12 protein-coding genes and 1 pseudogene are annotated in these 20416 nt (G+C 61.5%); all 13 read left to right on the top strand.

Going from position 1 to position 20416, the window contains the following annotated elements; all coding sequences use genetic code 11:
* The first annotated feature begins 140 nt into the window (after positions 1–140).
* The 13 genes and pseudogenes from Hhyl6_RS22435 (at position 141) to Hhyl6_RS22375 (ending at position 20415) form a co-directional block, all read left to right on the top strand.
* Positions 141–1955: a flippase-like domain-containing protein gene (locus Hhyl6_RS22435; protein WP_483741457.1), complete on the top strand. Its 1815-nt coding sequence runs from the start codon at positions 141–143 to the stop codon at positions 1953–1955.
* A pseudogene (locus tag Hhyl6_RS22430) lies at positions 1955–2167 on the top strand (FAD-dependent oxidoreductase); the annotation flags it as partial. The gene Hhyl6_RS22435 and the pseudogene Hhyl6_RS22430, both read left to right, overlap by 1 nt.
* Before the next feature lie 1944 nt (positions 2168–4111).
* Positions 4112–4528, top strand: coding sequence for a DUF7985 family protein (locus Hhyl6_RS22425; protein WP_483741456.1), 417 nt, complete (start codon positions 4112–4114; stop codon positions 4526–4528).
* Between the two features lie 19 nt (positions 4529–4547).
* Positions 4548–6272 (top strand): DUF8186 domain-containing protein, encoded by a 1725-nt coding sequence (locus tag Hhyl6_RS22420; protein WP_483741455.1) that lies wholly within the window; start codon positions 4548–4550, stop codon positions 6270–6272.
* Between the two features lie 5 nt (positions 6273–6277).
* Positions 6278–7114: a hypothetical protein gene (locus Hhyl6_RS22415; RefSeq protein ID WP_483741454.1), complete on the top strand. Its 837-nt coding sequence runs from the start codon at positions 6278–6280 to the stop codon at positions 7112–7114.
* A gap of 2 nt (positions 7115–7116) precedes the next feature.
* Positions 7117–8220: a TrbL/VirB6 family protein gene (locus Hhyl6_RS22410; RefSeq protein WP_483741453.1), complete on the top strand. Its 1104-nt coding sequence runs from the start codon at positions 7117–7119 to the stop codon at positions 8218–8220.
* A 2-nt stretch (positions 8221–8222) separates the two neighbouring features.
* The gene (locus Hhyl6_RS22405) at positions 8223–9344 is read left to right on the top strand and encodes a TraC-like domain-containing protein (RefSeq protein WP_483741452.1); all 1122 of its coding nucleotides are present in this window, start codon (positions 8223–8225) and stop codon (positions 9342–9344) included.
* Positions 9337–11562, top strand: a complete 2226-nt coding sequence (locus Hhyl6_RS22400) for a VirB4 family type IV secretion system protein (RefSeq protein WP_483741451.1) — start codon at positions 9337–9339, stop codon at positions 11560–11562. The genes Hhyl6_RS22405 and Hhyl6_RS22400 overlap by 8 nt, the downstream gene beginning before the upstream one ends.
* Entirely contained in the window at positions 11555–15376 is a 3822-nt protein-coding gene (locus Hhyl6_RS22395; protein WP_483741450.1) for an ATP-binding protein, read from the top strand. Before Hhyl6_RS22400 ends, Hhyl6_RS22395 begins: the two co-directional genes overlap by 8 nt.
* 189 nt (positions 15377–15565) lie before the next feature.
* The gene (locus Hhyl6_RS22390) at positions 15566–16828 is read left to right on the top strand and encodes an RNA-guided endonuclease InsQ/TnpB family protein (protein WP_483741449.1); all 1263 of its coding nucleotides are present in this window, start codon (positions 15566–15568) and stop codon (positions 16826–16828) included.
* A gap of 31 nt (positions 16829–16859) precedes the next feature.
* On the top strand, positions 16860–17795 hold the full coding sequence (locus Hhyl6_RS22385) for a bifunctional DNA primase/polymerase (RefSeq protein ID WP_483741448.1): 936 nt from the start codon (positions 16860–16862) through the stop codon (positions 17793–17795).
* The gene (locus tag Hhyl6_RS22380; protein WP_483741447.1) at positions 17792–19315 is read left to right on the top strand and encodes a primase-associated protein; all 1524 of its coding nucleotides are present in this window, start codon (positions 17792–17794) and stop codon (positions 19313–19315) included. Before Hhyl6_RS22385 ends, Hhyl6_RS22380 begins: the two co-directional genes overlap by 4 nt.
* Positions 19316–19413: 98 nt before the next feature.
* Positions 19414–20415 (top strand): sensor histidine kinase, encoded by a 1002-nt coding sequence (locus tag Hhyl6_RS22375; RefSeq protein WP_483741446.1) that lies wholly within the window; start codon positions 19414–19416, stop codon positions 20413–20415.
* The last annotated feature ends 1 nt before the right edge of the window (position 20416 follow it).

Genomic DNA, 20416 nt, shown 5'->3' with positions numbered 1-20416 from the left:
AATCCACTACAATGCCTGAATTGTCGAGGAAAATATCCGTCTGACAAAGGAGGCTGAAAAGTTTTGCTTAGAATCCGGCTATCTGAGCACACATTTGTGAATAGAAACTATCTTTACATCCGAATATAATACCAGACATATTGACTAACATGCAAGTTAGCGTCGTCCTCCCTGCCTACAATGAGGAGGACAGCATTGAGCAGACAGTGGTGATCTCACTCGAGACGCTCGCCGATTTTCTCCCGACGGGCACATTCGAGGTCATCGTCGCAGAAGATGGCTGCGACGACCGGACGCCTGAAATCGCGGCACAACTCGCAGCATCCGATGACCGAGTCCGGCACGTCCATAGCGATGAACGACTCGGGCGGGGTAGTGCACTGGAGTATGCCTTCGAACGGGCCTACGGAGAGACGTTGGTGTATTTCGACACCGATCTCGCGACGGATATGCGCCATCTTGAAGAGCTCGTCGAGAGTGTCCGCTCGGGAGAATACGACGTGGCAACGGGTTCGCGGTGGCTGCCCGAGAACAGGGCCGACCGCCCGGCCAAGCGGGGCATCCCGAGTATCGGCTTCAATTTGCTCGTTCGTACCGCCCTTCGCTCGAACCTGAGAGACCACCAGTGTGGATTCAAGGCTATTTCCCGGACAGCCTTCGAACAACTCAGCCCACAGATTAAGGACGAACACTGGTTCTGGGACACGGAGCTGCTCGTGAAGGCCCAACGCAACGGGTACCGCGTCAAAGAATTTCCCGTAGACTGGGAACCAAAGGGTGATTCGAAGGTGGACATCGTCCGTGACGTGTTCGGGATGGGGAGCCAGATACTCCGGACGTTCTGGGAGCTGTCGGTTAGTCCGCGTATCACCCGGCGAGTGTCGTTGGGAGCTGGCACGATGTTGGTAGTCCTTGCGCTCCTGCTGATGACGCAGTACCTGAACCCACAGACGGTACTTAACGAGATGGCTGGCGCAACACCGGAGATTGTTGTTCTAAGCGCCGCCATCTACGCGGTTTCGTGGCCGATTCGTGGCCTGCGCTACCGCGACATCCTCGACTCGATGGGCTTTCACGAACGGTGGGAGTTCTTGACAGGTGCGGTTTTTATCAGTCAAACCGGGAACCTCGTTTTCCCGGCTCGACTCGGTGACGGGGTACGTGCCTATGTCGTGAAGGCCCGTCGCTCAATCCCGTATCCCTCTGGCTTTGCGTCGCTGGCTGTCGAGCGAGTTTTTGACTTGCTGACGATCACTATGCTCGCCGGCGGCGTGATGGTGGGGTTGGCTGTCACCGGCTCGGTCGGTGAGTTACTAGCCGCGCTGACCGGGGACGTGGTCGGCGGCGACACCGCTCAGAGCGGCCAGACCGCCGTTTATGTCGCCACGGCTGTCGGGCTCGCTGCAATCGGTGCCGTCGTTGCAATCATCGTCAGCGCCCGCACCGAGGCGAACTTCGTCCGAGCTGCTATCGGCCGGCTGAGCAATGACTCCTACGCCAATTACGTAGCTGGCATCGTTGAGGGGTTCGTCGCCGATATCCAAACCGTCACTGCCGATGGGTCAGCCTTCGCCCGCGTCGGGATCGGTAGCCTAGCTATCTGGTCGCTCGATGTCCTGACCGCGCTGGCCGTCTTCGCAGCCTTTGGCCACTCGTTGACACCGTCGCTTGTCGCGGTTGGCTTCTTCGCCGTCAGCGTCGGGAACCTCGCAAAAGTACTCCCACTAACCCCCGGCGGAGTCGGCCTCTACGAAGGCGCTTTCACCATCATTGTTGTACCGTTGACGCCGGTCGGCGTGACTACAGCGCTCAGCATCGCTATCGTTGACCACGCCGTCAAAAACTCCGTCACCATCCTCGGCGGCATCATTTCGATGGCGTGGCTCAACGTCTCACTGACGACCGCAGTAGAGCAGGCACAGACAGTAGACAAAACGACTGAGAAAGCAGACTAATAGATATAGCTGGCCTCGCAGCGGCGTATCGGTTCCAACAGCACGGACATAACGTGTGTGTGTCTTCGAGGCAAACGACGATCTCGGGGGACTAGCCGCGGTATTACGAGACTGCCGGCGACCCGATTGAGAAATTTTACCACCACCTCTCTAAGTCCGAAGAAACTATCATTGAACTCATTGAGGAACTCGGGCTCGGTGAGGACGTCGACGACGGGTCGGCTTGTTCATTCGGCTGCGTGACTACGATGCACGAGGATTCCTCGACAACGTGCGCCGTTCGAACACCCTGCCACAGTACGACCACAAGTTCCCGATCCCCGTCCCGGTGAGCAGTGAGGAGTAAGGGCCCGAACCTGCTCCGCCGGCCGGCGTGCAGCAGCGTCGACTGGAGCCCAGAGCCCAGCGAGATGGCGCTCGTGAGCTGACACCCACCCCCCCCCCTATTCGCACGTCGCTTGGGCCACCGCTGGCAAGCGACGACACAAGATGGTCCCCGATACGTCGACGGCGGCCCTGCCGGCACGATCGCTGACGGACGCGCCGAGGGTAGCTGGAAGCCATCGGCATGGGCGACGATAGCCGGCACGCGATTCGCAGAACTGCCCAGCCCAGGCCGACGCGTGGGACCCAGGCGCCGCTGTCCGACGGCGACCTGCCGGCGGTGGTCCCAGCCGCCTAGTGGTGGCTACCCTCGATGCTACCGGGAGGGACTGGCTGGAGTCGTTTCGCATCAGGGCGTCGCAGCCGTCTAATGGTGGCTGCCACCGAAGCTCCATACTGATACAGTACTAGGGCCGTATCAGGCTCGGACAACCCAGCAATCAACGGAGGCCATAGTGGATTCGGTGGACGACCAGCCGTGGCTGTGACCTGATACCCGGTCGACACGCAAATCTACAGATCGAGTATGGATATCTCAGAGAGTATTTGTACTGACTGCGTCTAAATAGGCAATTCTGTCAATAGCTATGACGAATTAGGTGAAAAAATCCATAGATAGGTGGAGATATGGGCTTCGATCGTACATTTGCACCGCACCGGCCCCGACAGCGTGCGTGAATGCGTCTCGAGTATCAAATTCGCTGTCACCCAGACCGAGCTGCAAGGTGCCACCTGCTCGTTGGCGTGCCCGCACAGAGCGCCACCAGCGCATGCGGACCCCGTGGTCGTCTCGGCGATAACTACTCTGTGTCCACATCGCCGACGGCTGCGAGACGCAAGCCGCGAGGTCGGCCGCCGGTAGTGGACACGACCCAGCAAGACGTGGCGGCGACGCCAGGCGGACCCGCGTCGTCCCAGCGATTCCGACTGCGACGCGGCACCACGCCTGACTCGAGTGGCCACGAACAGGATGACCGACGGCCCGACGACCCACCATGGAGCACGGCGACGGAGAGAGTGGACACAGCCAGCCGATCCAGCCCCCGCCGCCCGCCGAGACGACGGCGCCACCCAGCCCCACTCGGTGGAACCGACGGCGACGCGATGACGGGACACTCCACAAGGCAGCCAACGCGTGGCGACACGGCTTCGATGTCGGCCGTGGAACCTCTGTACGAGCGACGCCGGCACTGTCGCGCATACCTTAACCAACACGATCGACCTATACACCCGATTGTTGGTTACCTCACTCTGGCTGGCAAATCCACCGATTCAGCCATTGACTGTCTCGTTATCGGGGCGTTCCACAGTTCTACAGGCGGAGCAGGCCGAGTGCCTCGGGGTCAAGCCCCGAGGCGGTTCACATAAGCGCGACACACGACGCCGTGGATACCACCCAGATACGTACCATGTAATCACCAATTTTATGTCAGCTACCGGCCAGAAAGAATATGTCAATAGAACGTCTATATGGGCATACTGTCCCGGCCCGCGACCGGCACAGCCCCACCCGCACGTATGCCCAGACGCCCAGTCACCCCCGACGCGCCGTCCCTGCCCTGGCATGACCCGAGTACCGCCACCCACTATCGCCAGGCTCGAAACGCGACCGCCGCCCGGACGGTCGACGCCGGCAATCGCCAGACCCGCCGTGACCATCCCCGTGAACGGGGCGAGACACTCGGCAGGCACCCCGCTTGCTGTGTCCAGTACCAGCCACGAGTCACCGTCCAGCACCAGCCACCGACGACTGAGGTCGCCCGTACATAGCGATGGCACAGGACACTCCACCCGCCGACGCCGCGTGTCGCACCGACCGCGACCCGACGACCAGCCCTCGCTGGGCACGGGCCGCCCTCACGATTGGCATCCTGAGCCTGGTCGCGGTTGAACCCGCCGCCGCCCAGACCAACGCCATCTGTAGCGCCGACAATCTCCCCAGTATGATCGAGGGGTTCTTCCAGTTGACGACGGCGCTGGGGATCGTCGGCCTCGCGATCGTCTGGCAGGCCGATTCCCTCATCGGCATGTTCACGATCGAGCCGGAGCAGAAGAAGGGCCTCAAGCGCCACAAGCGCTCCGCGATGAAGTCCGCGATCGTCCTCGTGGTGCTGGGCCCACTGTATACGGTTGCCGGGTCGATGATGGGGCTCCCGCTGGCACAGTGTGTTGATCTCGTCCCCTGGTAACGCCCGCACTTTGCACCCGATGGCACACCGCCAACTCGCCGTCGCCATGGCCGCGCTGTGCGTGACGAGCGCCGTCACGGGGCTGGGAACGGCTGCGCCGCCACGGCCGGGCACAGCTGAGAACGGCCTCACAGTGAACGAGTCGGCGACGCTGTGGTCCCGCGATGCCGACGACTATCTCGGCCAGCAGGCCTACCGACAGCGATACGGCGAGTCGCGCACCGCAGTCCAGCAGCTCGCGAACGGGACGGACATTACGTTCACGCGGCCGCCAGCGACCGCCGCGACGTGGACGCGACACGATTTCGCGGATCTCGATCCCGGCGGGGCGGACACGGCCGTCCATCCACCCCACGCCAGCCTCGAGGACGGCGTCTATATCGCGGACGCCCATGCGACGATCTTTGCCGTCCACCCATCGACGCGCGGCCACATCGAGCCCGGGACGACCCCACGCTATGTCGCGCCGAACGGCACGCTGCGTGGCCTTGTGGATTACCGGGTGCGTGTCCCGAACGGGAGTTCGGCCGGCAATCGGACGGTCGCATGGTCGCTGACGAGTCACGAGGTCGAGGCGGTCCGCGTGCTGCAAAACGGGACCACTATCGCTACACAGGCCGGGACACAGACACCGGCGCTAGCCTACCGGCTCCGGGACGCCTACCACACGACGCTCACGCTTGAAGCCGAGATTCAGGTCCGACTGCAGCGGACCACGCGGATCGATCGGGGGAACGCGACGGCCGTCAACGTCACGTCTCACACCGAATCGCTCACTGTCAGGGATACGATCGCCGTCACGCGGTACGATCTCCCGGCGTCGGCCTACTACGCCAGGTATCCGGACGGCGAGACAGGGGTGGCGATCTTCCAGGCTCGGCCCTGGCAGGGGTACACGCTCACCGAGAGTGGGGGTGCGCGAGTGCGTGGTGTCTGGCGGTTCTACACGGCGCGAGACACGCGCTGGGACACGCTCGTGCGCGCAACCCGGACGGGCAGCACGACCGTCGCCACCGACGCCATCCCGGTGTACGTTCATGCGTATCCCTCGCGGATCGGGCCGCGTGCCGAGCCCGTCCGGGATGGCCCCACCATCATCGACACCTGGGGCGATACCCGGCCATCGCCGGCCGACACCCTCGGCGAGCAGATCCACATCGAGATCGTCAATCGGTCATACACGACGACGACGGGGATTGCGGTTCGGGCCGCGGATGTCGACCGCGAAACCCTCCGGGTTATGGGCATCGTCCGCGGGGTCAACGCGTCGATCGACACGCCTGCTGCGGTGTCGGAACGGCAGGTCCGACGCAGTAACCTCACGGTCGACGTCATCGACCAAACCCACTCGCAGGCGACGCTCCGGCTCGAACTCCGTGACAACCGGACGGGTGCGCCGATCGCACTTGGCCACAGTGGCCGGCCGTCGCCGGGCAGTGACACTACCAGAACCGGGTATATCACGATCGCGGCGCAGCGTGTGCGGACGAACGACTCCGGTGTAGCGATCGTCACGGTCGACCAGCCGGGGCTCTACACGGCCCGCTATCACCCTGTGTCGTGGCTCAGCCGCGACCCTGCCTATCTGAGCGACACCGCGACGGCGCGGTGGCATCCGCTGGGCACGATCGAGGGGTGGTTCGCCCTCCTCGTCGAGAGTGGCTGGCAGCTGCTCCCGTTCGTTGTGATGTTCTACGCAGGCCGTCGGCTCCTCCGCATGCTTGGTCCAGACGACGTCCACTGAAACCAATGACTCGAAAGCACTCACACATCAGTCGACGAACCGCCCTCCGATCAGTTGCCGGGTCTGCACTCGCGAGCGTGACTGGCTGTCTAACCAGCGATGGCGGCGTCGGCTCATCCGGAGATGGGTCACCCGCCGCAGAGAGTAACGGCCCGCTCACGCGTGTCGCCGTCGACGGCACAACGCTGGTCGTCGACCTCACAGCCGACGCCGCCGTCGACCGGGTGAACCTCATCCAGCCGAACGGCGAGCTGTTCGGCCAACGGGATGTGGCTACAGGTGCCCAACAGGTCTCCTTCGAGCTCGGGGCTGCCTATGCGCCCGGTGAGTACCGTGTGATCGCACTGCAGGGTGAGGAGACTGCCGCAGAGAGTTCCACGACGATTCGACCAGAGCTACAGATTGAAGATGTCGGACTCTACCGAAATAATCCCGATAAGCCCTGGGATGAGGTCTATGGCGACACTGAGACAGACCGATTGAAAAATGGTGAAGCATTCGTCACTGTAACAAATACCGGGACTGGTCCCGAGGCGATTGTTGAACTGGTGTTTTCTGGAGATGTCCCCAATCCGATTGAGAACCCAAGAGGTAGTGGCATACACGAAACTGAACAAGTGATTGTTGTCCCTGATGAGACAGTAGATCTCTTCAGCAACTCGTTCCCCTTTGGCTCAGAGTCTGAGACAGGAATGGGTTGTTCACCTGACGGTAACAGTGGACAATTCACAGTTTTTGTCAAGACAAGGGTTGGTGGAGACGAGGTCGCGAAAGCGTTCGAGGTCGAGTACTCTGGATCTAATGAGATGAGTGATTGTGAGGTTACGATCACGGTGGCCTGACGATGGTTGATCTAATAGATGTAGTCCTAGAAGGCGTCAAGGATGTCGTTGCATGGGTTATTGGTCTGTTCATGGACGGACTTCGGTCAGGGTATCAGACTCTGACCGAGGAAATGTTTGGAACACCAATACCCCAGACAGATGGAATATTCATCTTCGGTGAACCAAGCAATGCACCATGGCCGACGATTCAAAATGGCCTCGTTGGTGGCGAGATTATGCTTATTTCTCTCCTGCTCCTCGTAATGAGCGTACAGGGACGCCATGCTATTCGAATATTCAACGTAGGTAGCGCCTACGAAGCTCGAAAGACCAAGAAAACTGCATGGGCCGGTGCTTTTCTGATCATCATATGGTACTGGATTGGAGTTCTAACCCTATTCCTCGTGGACGGGTTCACAATTGCCCTGATGCCTGATCTCTCCTCGGTATTTTCGGCAATGCTACGGTTCTTAGGTGCGTCTATCATCAACCCTGGATTGGGACTATTATTCGCTTTCGTTGGTGGTATCTCGATGTGGGCTTTGGAAGCTCTATTCTACATTCGCCGTATTTTACTCTACGCTTACATATATGCGATGCCAATCGTATTCGCCCTTGCCTATGGCAATATCCCCGTCGTATCAGACATCGCATTGGGCTTTGCCAAGCGATTTGTGCCCTTAGCCGTCCTCCCACTCCCAGCGGCAATCGTGTTCAAAGGCTACGACTTAATCTACGGCAGTGGGACATTCACACCACGAACAGCCTTCCTCAAATATCTCGTTGCTGCGTCCCTCCCGCTGGTCGCACTGTATGTCACGTGGAAGACGTTCACGTATGCGACCCCGTTGACGGCCAAAGTCGTCGGCGGCGCGGCCAAGGGCACAGCCCTCATCGGTGGCGTCGCGGCTGGAGCGTACCTCGGCGGCGCCGGCGTCGCAACGACCGCCGCCCGCTGGGGGCCAAAAGCCGCTGCCGGCCACGCCGTCGCCCACAAAGCGGCCGCCCGCGGTGGCCAAGGCGGCGCGGACGGTGAGCCGCCGTCGTACCGCCGAACAGAGAACGACCCGACTGGCGCGACGGGCGACGACCGCGGAATGGATTTCGATCGAGGAAGCCACTAACCATGTCGACAGACCAAGACGCAGCCGCACGGCGCATCATGGACCAGTTTGGTGAGGCAAGTCGTATCCCCTACCTCAACATCGAGGAGGGCGACGTCGGCGTCCTCATTGCCTTCCCGATCGTCGGCCTGTTCATCGCCGGCCTCACCGGCATCGAATCACTCGCCCTGCCGTTCGTTGCCGGTGGCTTCGGGTTCGGCGTCGCGATCATCTACGTCTCTCCCAACCACCTGAACGCGTGGACGTGGACCAAGGACGTCTATCGATACGTCAAACGGCCGCAGGTCACGTTTAGCGCCCCGGCAGACGCCGACGGGAGCACCAACGAGACGGAGCGAAATGAAGGCGGGCTCGCGAACTACACACCGTTCACGCCAGACGAGCGAACGCAGGACCTCACGAACATCGAGCGGGCGTGGCCGGGGGCTGGGGCGATTCAGCGGGCCGACGGGGCTATGGAGGCGTTCATCGAGATCGACCCCGACAATATGGACTTCGCGATGTCCGCCGACTGGGCCCAGCTCCAGGACGCCGGCGAACAGTTCGCCAATACGGAACTGGACTCGAAACTCAAACTCCACGCGACAACCCGTTCATTTCCGGTGGAACAGCTCACGGACACCATCGAAGACCGGCTGAACGACGAGGACGTCACGGAGAACCCGATCTTCCGGGAGCTCCTCGAGGAGTACCGGGAGACCAGGCCGAAGGAGATGCGAGAGCGCGGCATCCAGCAGGTGCGATACTACATCGGCGTCGAGGTTACGCCGTTGGAGGTCTACGACCGCTTCCGGGATGAGGGGACGCCGGCCGAGAAGCTGACCCAGTTCCCCGTCATCGGGTTCCTCTTCAACCCGTTCGTCACCCGTCGCGAGGACCTCACCGACGTCGAGCGACGCGCCCGGATGGTCGAAAAGCTCGACAGCCGGGTCACCGATGTCCGTGCCGAGTTCATCCAGCAAGCCTCGGGCTGGTCCGCTCGGCGGCTGAGCACGGTCGAACTATTCATCCTGAATATGGACTTCTGGAACGGCCGCGAGCACGATCACGACGACGCCGAACGCGTCGTTCGCGACCAATCGATCATCGGCCACTCGCGCCGCGAGGATCCACACGATGCATAACGTGCTCCTCCAGACAGGTGGTGGCGCGCTTGCCCCCATCGCCGAGTGGCTCCGGCATCTGCCACCAGCGGAGGGTGCAGGACTTGCCCTCGTGGTGGGTCTCGTTCTCGGTATCGGCAGCAAACAGCTCTGGGACCGCTTCACTGCGGATGATGAACCAGATCTGGACTTCGCGGACGTCCTCGATGAGGAGACACTCAAAGAAGGCGAGGCCGAACGCCAACTCCTCGACGACATCGCCGAGTCGCACAAGACCGTCACCGCACCCGGAGCTGTGGAGTGGGACACGCGGGCTGCACGGGTCGGGGAGCAGTGGACGACGACCCTGTACATCGCCGACTACCCGGATTATCCCACCGACGGCTATCTCTCTGAGCTCTTCGAACTGACCGACGTGCAGTTCGATCTCACCGCCCACATCACGCCGAAGAACCAGGACCGGGCACGGAGCGAACTGCAGGAGATCGCTGACGACCTCCAGGTCGACGCCGATCTCGAACAGAGCGTTCGGAGTGCCTATTTGCAGGAGCGGGCCAACGAAGCCGCGGCGACGTACACGGCCGTCGAGAACGGTGCGAGTGTCTTCGACCAGGGGATGTTCATCACGGTGCGGGCCGACGAGAAAGACGACCTCAGAGACGCCGCCCAGACGGTCACGAGTGCACTCCGTGATGACCCGGCGAACCTCACGCCGAAGACGGCGATCTGCCGGCAGGACCTCGCCCTGCAGTCCGCCGCGCCTATCGGCGACAACGAATTCGGTCGGACGTCGATCGCCCTCGGCGGTGCCGTCGGCGCGTTGCTCGCCTCCCCGCACAACGCGACGATTCTCGAGGAGGGTGGCGTCGAGTTCGGGATCCACAAGGACACCCAGAGCCCGGTGGTCATCGACCCCTTCGCCCGGGACAACGGCTATGCGATGTTCACCGTCGGCGACACGGGCTCGGGGAAGTCGTTCAGTTCCAAGCAGAACTTCATCCGGTCGATCGAGCAGCGCACGGACCGGATCGGCATCATCCTCGAACCGCTGAACAACTGGGCCGGCGTCGCCGAAGCCCTCGATGCCAAGCGGATTACCGTCGGCGGGACGCTCGGGCTTAATCCCTTGGAGATTCGCGAGACGCCCGAGCACGTCCAGCGGGCGATGGGTGAGGATGCCAGCCCGTTCAACGAGAAGCTCGACGACGCGATGAGCTTCCTCACGAACTTCTTTGCGCTCCGCGGGATCTCGCTAGGCGACCGCCGGACGACGTTGGAGCTCGGGCTCAAGCGCGCCTACCAGCGCCAGGGTATCACCGACGACATCGCAACCCACAGCAATGCCAGTCCGACCATCCGGGATATGATGGACGTCTTCGAGGATATGGTCGACGAGCCCGAGGAGTTCGTCGTGCGGTCCGCGGAGGAGGCTGGGAAGATCGAGGAGGACGCAACGTGGTTGCTTGATCAGCTCCGCCCCTTCGAGGACGACGGTCGCCACGCGAATCTCGGCCAGGCGTCCGACTTCGACATCCGTGACGAGAAAGTCATCTATCTCGATCTCGCCCAGCAGGAGGGGAGCGTGGACAGCAGCACGGCGCTGACGATGCAGTTGCTCATCTCGCTGGTGTACGAACGGGCGAAAGTCTCGGACAAGGAAGTCGTGTTCTACATCGACGAGGCCCGCTACATCATGCAAGACGCCGCGAGCCTGGCGTTCCTCGAAACGGTGTTCCGGCATCACCGCCATCACGACCTCTCGATCCGGCTGGTCACCCAGACCGTCGACGAGTTCTTCGAGCATGCCGAGTCCGAAGCCATCCTCGATCAGTGTGCGGTCAAGCAGTTCCACCGCCTCGACGGGATGGACGAGGCGTGGGCTGGCGAGTTCGGGCTGAACTACGCGCAGATGCGATTCGTCCAGGACGCCGTCCCCGGCAACGAGGATGCGGGCTTCTCCGAGGCCTTGGTGGGCGTCGACGGCGAGTGGCGCGGCATCCAGGTCAAAGCGATGCCCAAGGAGAAGCAGGTCATCGACTTCGATCCGACTGCTCAGGTCCGGTCTTCGCTCCCCGGCGCCGGCGACAGCGCCGGCGATAGCGAGATGCAGGAGTTCCAGGCGGAGCTAGAGGAGCGAGTAAGGGACGGAACGAGCGACACGAACGAACCCGAGGATGAATCCGACGCCGTCGCTGCCGAACCAGACGGCGGATCAACGGAGGGGAGCGACGATGACTGACTACCTGCGCATCACCCCGACCTCCGAACAGCTCGATCCCGAGCGCATCCCCCGTGTCCTCGACAGCCTCCACAAACTGTCCACGCCTGGGTCGTCGGGTTTGAGCGCTAAGTTGAATCCGCTCAACAGTGAGACACCGCCTCGGTTCGAGTTCCTCGCGATGAGTGATGGGCCGGATGAGCCGGTGGAGTTCTTCTACGGCGCCGATGCCCACCTCGATACAGTGGAAAAGCGGCTCCGCTCGATCTACCCGTCCACGTTCGACATCGAACGCGTGAACACCGACGTCGCCGCCCGCCTCATTCAGCCGGTTGAGTTCGCCCCGGAGGAATTCATCGAGCACTACGAAGCTGGCCGGCTGCAGTACGAGTTCGACCCGAGGGAGCAGTACGACCACGTCGACGAAGAGTCAACCGACTCCGAGGTAGCCGACACGGACCCGGTCGTCGACGGCGGCACAGTATCCGCCGGAATTCCCGACCATCACGTTGTCGTCGGCGATACTGTCATGGAACTCGCCCCGCCCGAGACACTCCCGGAGGACGAGGGGCGAGCATCGATCGAGAAGCCGACGATGACGCCGAGGGGGACGATCCTGGCGCGGCCAGCCGAGGACGCCGTCTCCCCGCTCGGCGTCCAGTGGTGTGGCTCCACATCTCGAAAGCAAGACTGGATGACGTCGCTGACACCGTTCACTGCAGAGGAAACGAGCGGCGACGTCTCGTCCGTCGACCACCCCGGCGCCGCGATCGCGTCGCTGATCGACCACTTGATGGAGGCGACAGCGCCGACCGCGTTCCAAGTCGTCTTCCAACGGCGTGCCAGCTGGCAGTCCGACGCGGAGGTGCGGAAAGAGGACCTCGTCGACGGCCGAGACACGTTCTTCCAGGAGGTCGTCGGGTCGTTGCTCGAAGTCGAGGACCAGCGAAGCGACCAGGACGAACACCAGCTCAGCGAGGCTGTCGAGAAGCGGATCGAGTCCATCGACGCGAAGAACGCCAAACGGTCGTTCACGGCCAATATCCAGGCTATCGGCGTCCCCACCGACGACACCCGCGACGATCTCGATGCCCGGATGGATTCGCTCCTCCCCGTATTCGATCCGCTTGATGGGCCGTTCTACGAGGTGGAGGGACAACGGCTCCGGGAGAGTGGTTTTCGTGAGAAAACGAAGGAGAAGAACGCACGGGCCGCGCTCCAGCGTCTTCTCAATCGAGAGCTGACGACGGGACGGGGGAAGACCCGTCCAGAACTGGTCCTCAGTGGGACGGAGCTCGCGAACTTCGTCCTTGTCCCTTCCTCCGAACAGTTGACCGTTGAGGGAACACGGGGGACTCGGGCCGAACAGCAGAGCCGCAATCCGCTCCCGTGGCCGAATCCCGACCTGATCCAGCAGTTCCAGGACGGGATGGAGATCGGGTACGCCCTCGACGACAACGGGGAGCCGCGACCGAATCCGATCCAAATCCCGTCGGACCTGTTGCCGACGCACTACGGGCGGTTCGCGTCGACTGGTGGCGGGAAATCGAAGGCCATCATCAACGACGCGCTCTCCCTGCGCGAGTCGACTGGTGGCCCTGTCGTCCTCGTCGATCCGAAGGGTGACGGGATGTGCGAGAACTACCTGCGCTGCCACTACGAGCGGTTCGGTGGCCTGGACGACGTCTACCACTTCCGCGTCCCGGAGACGATCCCCGCGTTCTCGTTCTTCGACATCCGCCCCGCACTCGAGGCCGGTCGCAACCGGGAGGACGCGATTCAGGACAAGGTCGACCACTTCCACGACATCCTCCGGATGATCATGGGCCGCGAGCAGTACGGCCAGGCGTTCGTCGCGAACGAGATCCTCAGCTACCTCATCAAGGCGCTGTTCGACGAGGAGTACGGCAACGACGTGTTCGGGCTGGACGATCTCTTCGCCGCCTCCCTCCGGATGCAACGCGAGCAGACGATCCCTCCGGTCTCGGCGGACAACCAGAACATCGAGGAGTCGCTGACGCGCCACTTTGCGAAGGACAACCACCAGTTCCAGGTGTCAATGGACGCCGTCGGGAACCGCCTCGACAAGCTCAAAGAGGACGCGCATCTCCGGCGGATCTTCAGCCACGTCCCTGAGCAGAACGACGCCGGCGAGTACGTCGACAACCGCTTCGACTTCCGCGAATTCCTCGCTGAAGACGCGACCATCATCTTCGACCTCGGGGACCTCCGTCCGGAGGCCCAGCGTGCGATTACACTCCTCTTGCTGAGCAATCTCTGGGACGCCGTCCAGGTGCGCCGACGCGACGGCCAGACCGACTACGAGAAGCTCACCAACCTCATCATCGAGGAGGCGGCGCCGGTCGTGTCGACGAAGCTCGTCTCCGAACAGTTGCTGCCGCAGGGCCGGTCGTTCGGGCTGAGTATGGGCCTCGTGATGCAGTTCCCCGAGCAGGTGCGGAATCGGAACGAGCGCGCCTATGACGAGGTGTTGAACAACATCAAGACGAAGCTCATCGGCAACATCTCGATTGAACGCGATCTCGCGGAGTCGCTCGCCCACGAGGACCTCAGTCCGACCGAACTTCGCAACCGAATCAACACGCTCCCGAGCGGTGAGTGGATCGCCCAGCTCCCGAGCCCCTCGTTCGGGGAAACTGGCCCACCGCCGTTCTCGCTGAAGCCGCTCCCCATCGCGCCGGGGCATCCAGAAAGCGACCAGCCGCTCACAGAGCCGCAGGAAGACCATTTCGAGTCCGTGTCCCGGCCACGGATGGTCGAGCGGACACAGGCCCAGTACGGGCTGACAGCGACGACTGAAACGAGCCCTGCCCCAGAGGAGGCGGGCTGGGGAAGTTCAGGAGCCGACACGACGGGCTCATCGGTTGATGGAGAGACGGGGAGCGATCCGACCCAGTCCGCGTTCATCAGCCAAGCGACGACCGAGGACGGGTCGATGTCGACGACTCAACCCGAGACGGACAGCGAGTCAGGTGGAGACCACGGGGAGATCAGTTCGTTGTTCGGGGAACCCGCTGCTAGCGATGGTGACCCAGCTCCCGACCAAGCAGCGCAACCGGCGAACGGATCAACGCCCGTTCAGGACAGCGGTGTGCCCGTTCCCGATGACGAGCTTCGAGAACGCGGGATTAGTCGCGATGACGTACGATTCCTGAGCCGAGTCCTCGACGTGATGAACAGAGAGGACGACGAGTACACGCTCTTGAAGAGTATGCGCCAGCTGCGAGACGACTACGAGGATCTCCATCTGGAGCGGCTCACGGAACAGGAGCTATTGGACGAGGGATCCGCCGCTGGGCGCAAGTACTACACCGTGCTTCCGGCCGGGCGTGACCTCCTGGGCAGGGAACTGAACGCCGGTCCCGGCGAGGGTGACCTCGGCGAGAAAACCCCGCACAAGGTTGGCGTCCGACTCCTCGAATTGTGGCTCCAGCAGCAGGACGACGTCGTTCGCGTCGAACCGTACTACGAATACGACGATGGAACGGTGCTGGATGTAGCCGGGTTCGACGATGAGGGCAATCTGGTCTGGGCTGGTGAAGCGGAGCTCGCGAGTAACAACAGGCACGCTCCGGTCGAGGATTACGACAAGCTCAGCGCCGTGGACGGCGACGCAGTTTGGGCGTTCAACACTCGGGAGACAGCCATCGGCGTGCTCGACGCGTTGGCCGACGCCGACAGGATCGACGAGCCTGTCAGTGGGCGGTCGGCGCGGTCGTTCGCGAACATTAGAGACGCTGTCGACGAATTCGATGCTGACGGCCTGACCACCGTTCGAGGCTTCAAAAATCTCAAAGAGGAACTCAACGAATGACCCGTAACGAGCGGAAGCTACCTAGTTTGACGAATGGTCTGGGTGTCAATTGTTCCATAGTGATTCCCGACAGTATTCACTCTGGAGTCTGTTCCCGGATTCGGAACTCTCTTTCAAGAAACAGGCACTTCCGAGGGAGTCCATACCGGTGTTTCAGATTTATATGCCATTCCGGCCAAAGAATGCCTGATGGAGCGGACCAACACGCTCGTCGTACGCCCGCGTTCCGAGCAGGACCGGGAATTACTACACGAGCTGTTGGACGCTTCTGCGAGCCTCTGGAACGAACTCACCTACGAACGCCGCCAGAACTACTTCGACGGCGAATCTGTTTGGGACACCGCCGACTACCGAAAACGGTACGTCGACGTACTTGGGTCTGCAACCTCCCAACAAATCATTCGGAAGAACAACGAGGCGTGGCGGTCGTTCTTCGCCGCCCGAGAAGGTGGCGAAGAAACCGCGCCACCCGGCTACTGGGGCAACGAGGAGGATGGTCGAGAGTGGCGAACCTATATTCGAAACGACCAGTACACCCTCCAAACCGGCGACCGATCACGGTTAGAAATCCCCGTCGGAAAAGCTCTCAAAGACGAATACGGACTCGACTATCACGACCGGCTACGTCTCGTAGTAAGCGGTGTTCCGAAGTGGGAAGGCGAACAGGGCCGGTTAGAACTGTACTACGACGAGGTCAACGACACATTCAGAGCCATTCAACCTGTTACCGTCCCCGATTCTCAACAGGATTCACCACTGGCCGACGAAACGGCCGCTCTGGATATTGGTGCCAACAACCTCGTCGCCTGTACGACTACGACCGGCCAACAGTATCTCTACGAGGGGCGTGGGCTGTTCGAGCGATTTCGCAAAACCACGCGAGAAATCGCTCGTCTTCAGTCCAAACTCAACGATGGACGGTACTCCTCGCAGCGGATACGGTCACTGTACAGACGTCGGACACGCAGACGCAACCACGCCCAGAACGCGCTGGCCCGCGATCTCATCGAACGGTTGCACACCGAAGGCGTCTCCACGGTGTATGTTGGGGCGCTCACCGACATTCTCGAGACCCACTGGTCGGTAGAGGCAAACACCAAGACACACAACTTCTGGGCATTTCGGAAGTTCATCGACAGACTCGCGTGTACGGCGGAAGAGTACGGCATCTCGATAGAAGCCCGACCGGAGGCGTGGACATCTCAAGAGTGTCCACAATGCGGTTCGACCGATCGGACAACACGCCACCGCGACAAACTCACCTGTCAATGTGGGTTCGAAGGACACGCAGATCTTACGGCGTCCGCGACGTTCCTGAGGCGGCAGACAGACGTATCAAGGCCGATGGCGCGGCCCGTGCGATTCGAGTGGGACGACCACGAATGGTCGGAGTTACCACGCTCTCGCGAAAGTCCCAAAGAACAGCGCACAAACCAGAGTATCCACGGTTAGGAGAATCTCGCTCACGTCGGGGGTGGCGCTAATGGCGGACCCCGAACGCGAGGAACCGCACGGCGTTGGCCGTGAGGAGGATGTCAAGTGGCGACAGGCAACTCGTGAGGAGATCTACGCCTACTACGCCGAGGAGTTTCCACGCTATATCGGTGACTTGCCGGACTTCATCTCGGCGACGGGCCCGAAGCAGTACGCCGTCGCCTTCCGAGAGTCCCATCCGGTGCGCAACGACGAGGTGCCGGACAAGGACTTCATCCGGCGGGATACGTGGCAAACGAATCCATCGGGAGATCGAACGACACCGGAGTTCAGCAACTTCGAGGACGTCGCTGAGTTCATTCGCCACCCCGCACGGAACGACCCACTCGGCCGAAGCGAATTCGCACTCGCTGACCCAGAAGTCTTGGAGCAACCGGATCCACGCCCCGACGCCGTCTACTACGCACTCGATCACTGGGAGCGGCCGTGGGTCCTCCTCGTCGACATCGACGCCAAGGAGATCGCTCGAGAGCGAGCCGCGAATGCCGTCTCGGACGACGTCGACGATCGAGATGACGAGGCGCTTCTTGACGCCGCCGGCATCCTCGACGCCGAGCCAACCGGGTATCCGTACGCCTTCGAAGACGTCGACCAAGCCATCGAGTACGGGTTCGAGGTACGGGACATCTTCGAGGACGATTTTGATGCCGAGGAGACGATGGTCGTCTACAGCGGGCAGGGTACCCACGTCTACCTCCTCGATACCGACCCGGCGCACCGGTACGACGAGCAGAGTCGCGAGGTGTTGAACGACCTCCTTCTGGAGACGTACGACATCCCCATCGACCCCGTCGTGACAGCTGACCGTCGGCGTGTCGCGCGCCTCCCCTACTCGCTCCACGCCGACGTCTGCAGCATCGTCCAACCCATCGAAAGCCCGGCGTTCGACGTGCGGTCGGCGACACCCGAGGTGATCGACGAATGAGCCCCAGTACGCCAACCGACGACGAGGACGCAGCGTATCGGGTTGCGGCACTCCCGCTGGAGTACGGTGACACCCGCATCAACCAGCTGTTTACGCGTGGCTACAACCGATACGTCGTCGACGGCGAGGACCAGCCCGAGGACCTCGTGAACGATCTTGAGCGGTTCGGGACGGCGGCGTTCAAAGAGCCGGTCCGTGCCGACGCCGCCGAGGAGCCGTTCGTCGACGAGCCGGGGACGCTTGCCGTGCTTGCAACGCTGAGTGCGACCTGTGTGAAAGAGCACCCGAAGTTCGAGCACGCATCGCCCCGGAACATCCAGGTGCTCTACGACATCCGGGAGCTGTACGTCAACAATCTCGCCTCCCTCATCCGCGCCCACGGTGATGGATCGCTCCAGCAGGACATCGCCGACGTGCTGTACAGCAAGGAGCCCGGCGAGGATGGCCCACACCCTGGTCGAGTCTGTACGGGCATCACAGAGATGCCGGAGTTCGGGGATGGCCTGTACCTCGAAATCCCGATGGCGGCGGCGTCACGCAAATGTCTGGTTCGGGAGGACGAGACGGCGACGGGGAGTGACGATGGCGGGGAAATACTGACGCGAGTGAAAGACAACCACCTGTACGTCCCGGTCGGCGATTTCGACAGCAAGTATCACGACTACGCCGAGCGGGCGTTCAAGAAGCTCTTGCGAGTTCAGGAGGACGGTCTTTCGGACGACCAGCTGACGTGGCTGACCACGAACGAGTCGGCGATTACGGAGCGGATTGACCGCTTCCTCGAGACCGGGCATCACGAGCGCATCTGGCGGAACTGGGACCGTGGCGAACGGACGATCCGCGTCCTCCGGCGGGCCCTGAGTGACGTCCCCGATGACGTCGCCCAGAAAGGGGAGTTCCTTACAGCGAAAGAGCTCTATCGAGCGGTCGAGGCGTACGACGCTGAAGATGACTGGGAATCCTCTGTAACGGACTGGATCTCAAGTCCGAGCAGTCTCGCGAAGACGCTAGCCGACCACGAGTCCCACTCGGCGGTCACGATCGACCGCGACGGGCGCGTCAACACCTATCGAATCGGGCGAGCCGGGACTGGCGCCGAACAGATCGAGGTGCGGGAAATCGAGGATCTCTTCGAACTCCCCTGTATGGCGAATATGGAAGAACGGCTACACGAGAAGAAGCCCGTCCGGAAGGACCTCTACAACTTCGCACGGATGGTGATGTGGCTCCCACAGTACCGGGACAGTAGCCTCGACGAGATCGTCGCGGACCTCAAGGACGTCTTCTCTCGGTGGCCGTGGTACGACGAGCAAGAGACCGAATACCAAGTCCGCTACGAGTTCTCGAACACGATCGACGGCGACACGCCGTTGCCGATGAACTGCGATAACGATGATCTGCAGCGCTACTGCATCGGCCAGGACCAGTGTCCCTACTCGGTCTGGGGGAGTCTCCCGTTCCCGGATGAAATGTATGAGCAAGTCGACGAGGAGTCCGCCGGCCCCACTGAGCAGTTCTAAAAAGGATTTTGACGAATGCTCAATGCCCCGAGATAGCCTATCACAAGCCACTCACGGAAGGTTATTCAGATCGGCACGCGAAGTATCCAACTATCCAAATGCGTGACTCCACATCACAAACATCCCCCAGTCAGAGTGCCATAGAAGCGCTTGTACAGAACTTCCCGAATGGCGTTCTTGTTCTCTTCGATGATGACCTCCGATATCGGGCTGTGGGTCCCGATGTATTGCCATTCTCTAATACGAACGCTACCGAGCTTATTGGACGCTCAATTCACGAGCTATTCCCCGAACAGACAGCCCGTCGTCTCGAACCAGAATTACGTGCGACGCTTCAGGGAAGCGCACGCTCCTTCGATATCGAGTATGACGACCGCATCCATCACATCGAGACCAAACCCACGAAGGTCGATGGCGAGGCATATGGTGTCCTCGCTACACAGGACGTGACGCAGGAGCGCGAGATTGCCGATTCACTACAGGAGCAGAACGAGCGTCTGGATCAGTTTGCGAGCATGGTCTCACACGATCTTCAGAACCCACTTTCAATCGCCACCGGCCATTTGCAGTTGTATCAAGAAACCGGTGATCCCGACCACCTTACGAAAGTCGAAGAGACACTCACCCGCCTTGACGAACTCACTCAGGATCTCCTGACACTTGTTCAGTCAAACGAGATGACTGACACCATTGAGAACATCTCGCTGAATGCGGTCGCCCACGACGCGTGGGAGATGATCGGGACCCGCAGCGCAACCCTGACTGTCTCTGATCACTCGATAAAAGCAGACCACGGTCAGTTGCAGGCACTCTTCGAGAATCTATTCCGAAACGCAATCGGGCACGGTGGGAACGAGGTGACGGTGCGGGTTGGGCCGCTCGAGGACGGCTTCTACATCGAAGACACGGGAACGGGAATCCCCGAAGAGAAGCGCGAAACCGTCTTCGAACACGGCTTTTCAACGGGGTACGGGGGGAACGGCGTTGGACTGACCATCGTCAGTCGAATCGCCAATCACCACAGTTGGTCGGTCGAACTGACCGAGGAAGAATCCGGGGGGGCACGCTTCGAATTCACCGGTGTCGACCTCGCTGATTGAT

Source organism: Haloarcula sp. H-hyl6, from assembly GCF_056934455.1.
The sequence above is the reverse complement of the archived record's forward strand: the minus strand, read 5'-3'. Positions and strand labels throughout refer to the sequence as shown.

Coding starts and splice junctions, on each gene's coding strand:
- Hhyl6_RS22425 (WP_483741456.1), top strand. CDS start 4,112: ATGGCACAGGACACTCCACCCGCCGACGCCGCGTGTCGCACCGACCGC.
- Hhyl6_RS22420 (WP_483741455.1), top strand. CDS start 4,548: ATGGCACACCGCCAACTCGCCGTCGCCATGGCCGCGCTGTGCGTGACG.
- Hhyl6_RS22415 (WP_483741454.1), top strand. CDS start 6,278: ATGACTCGAAAGCACTCACACATCAGTCGACGAACCGCCCTCCGATCA.
- Hhyl6_RS22410 (WP_483741453.1), top strand. CDS start 7,117: ATGGTTGATCTAATAGATGTAGTCCTAGAAGGCGTCAAGGATGTCGTT.
- Hhyl6_RS22405 (WP_483741452.1), top strand. CDS start 8,223: ATGTCGACAGACCAAGACGCAGCCGCACGGCGCATCATGGACCAGTTT.
- Hhyl6_RS22400 (WP_483741451.1), top strand. CDS start 9,337: ATGCATAACGTGCTCCTCCAGACAGGTGGTGGCGCGCTTGCCCCCATC.
- Hhyl6_RS22395 (WP_483741450.1), top strand. CDS start 11,555: ATGACTGACTACCTGCGCATCACCCCGACCTCCGAACAGCTCGATCCC.
- Hhyl6_RS22390 (WP_483741449.1), top strand. CDS start 15,566: ATGGAGCGGACCAACACGCTCGTCGTACGCCCGCGTTCCGAGCAGGAC.
- Hhyl6_RS22385 (WP_483741448.1), top strand. CDS start 16,860: ATGGCGGACCCCGAACGCGAGGAACCGCACGGCGTTGGCCGTGAGGAG.
- Hhyl6_RS22380 (WP_483741447.1), top strand. CDS start 17,792: ATGAGCCCCAGTACGCCAACCGACGACGAGGACGCAGCGTATCGGGTT.
- Hhyl6_RS22375 (WP_483741446.1), top strand. CDS start 19,414: ATGCGTGACTCCACATCACAAACATCCCCCAGTCAGAGTGCCATAGAA.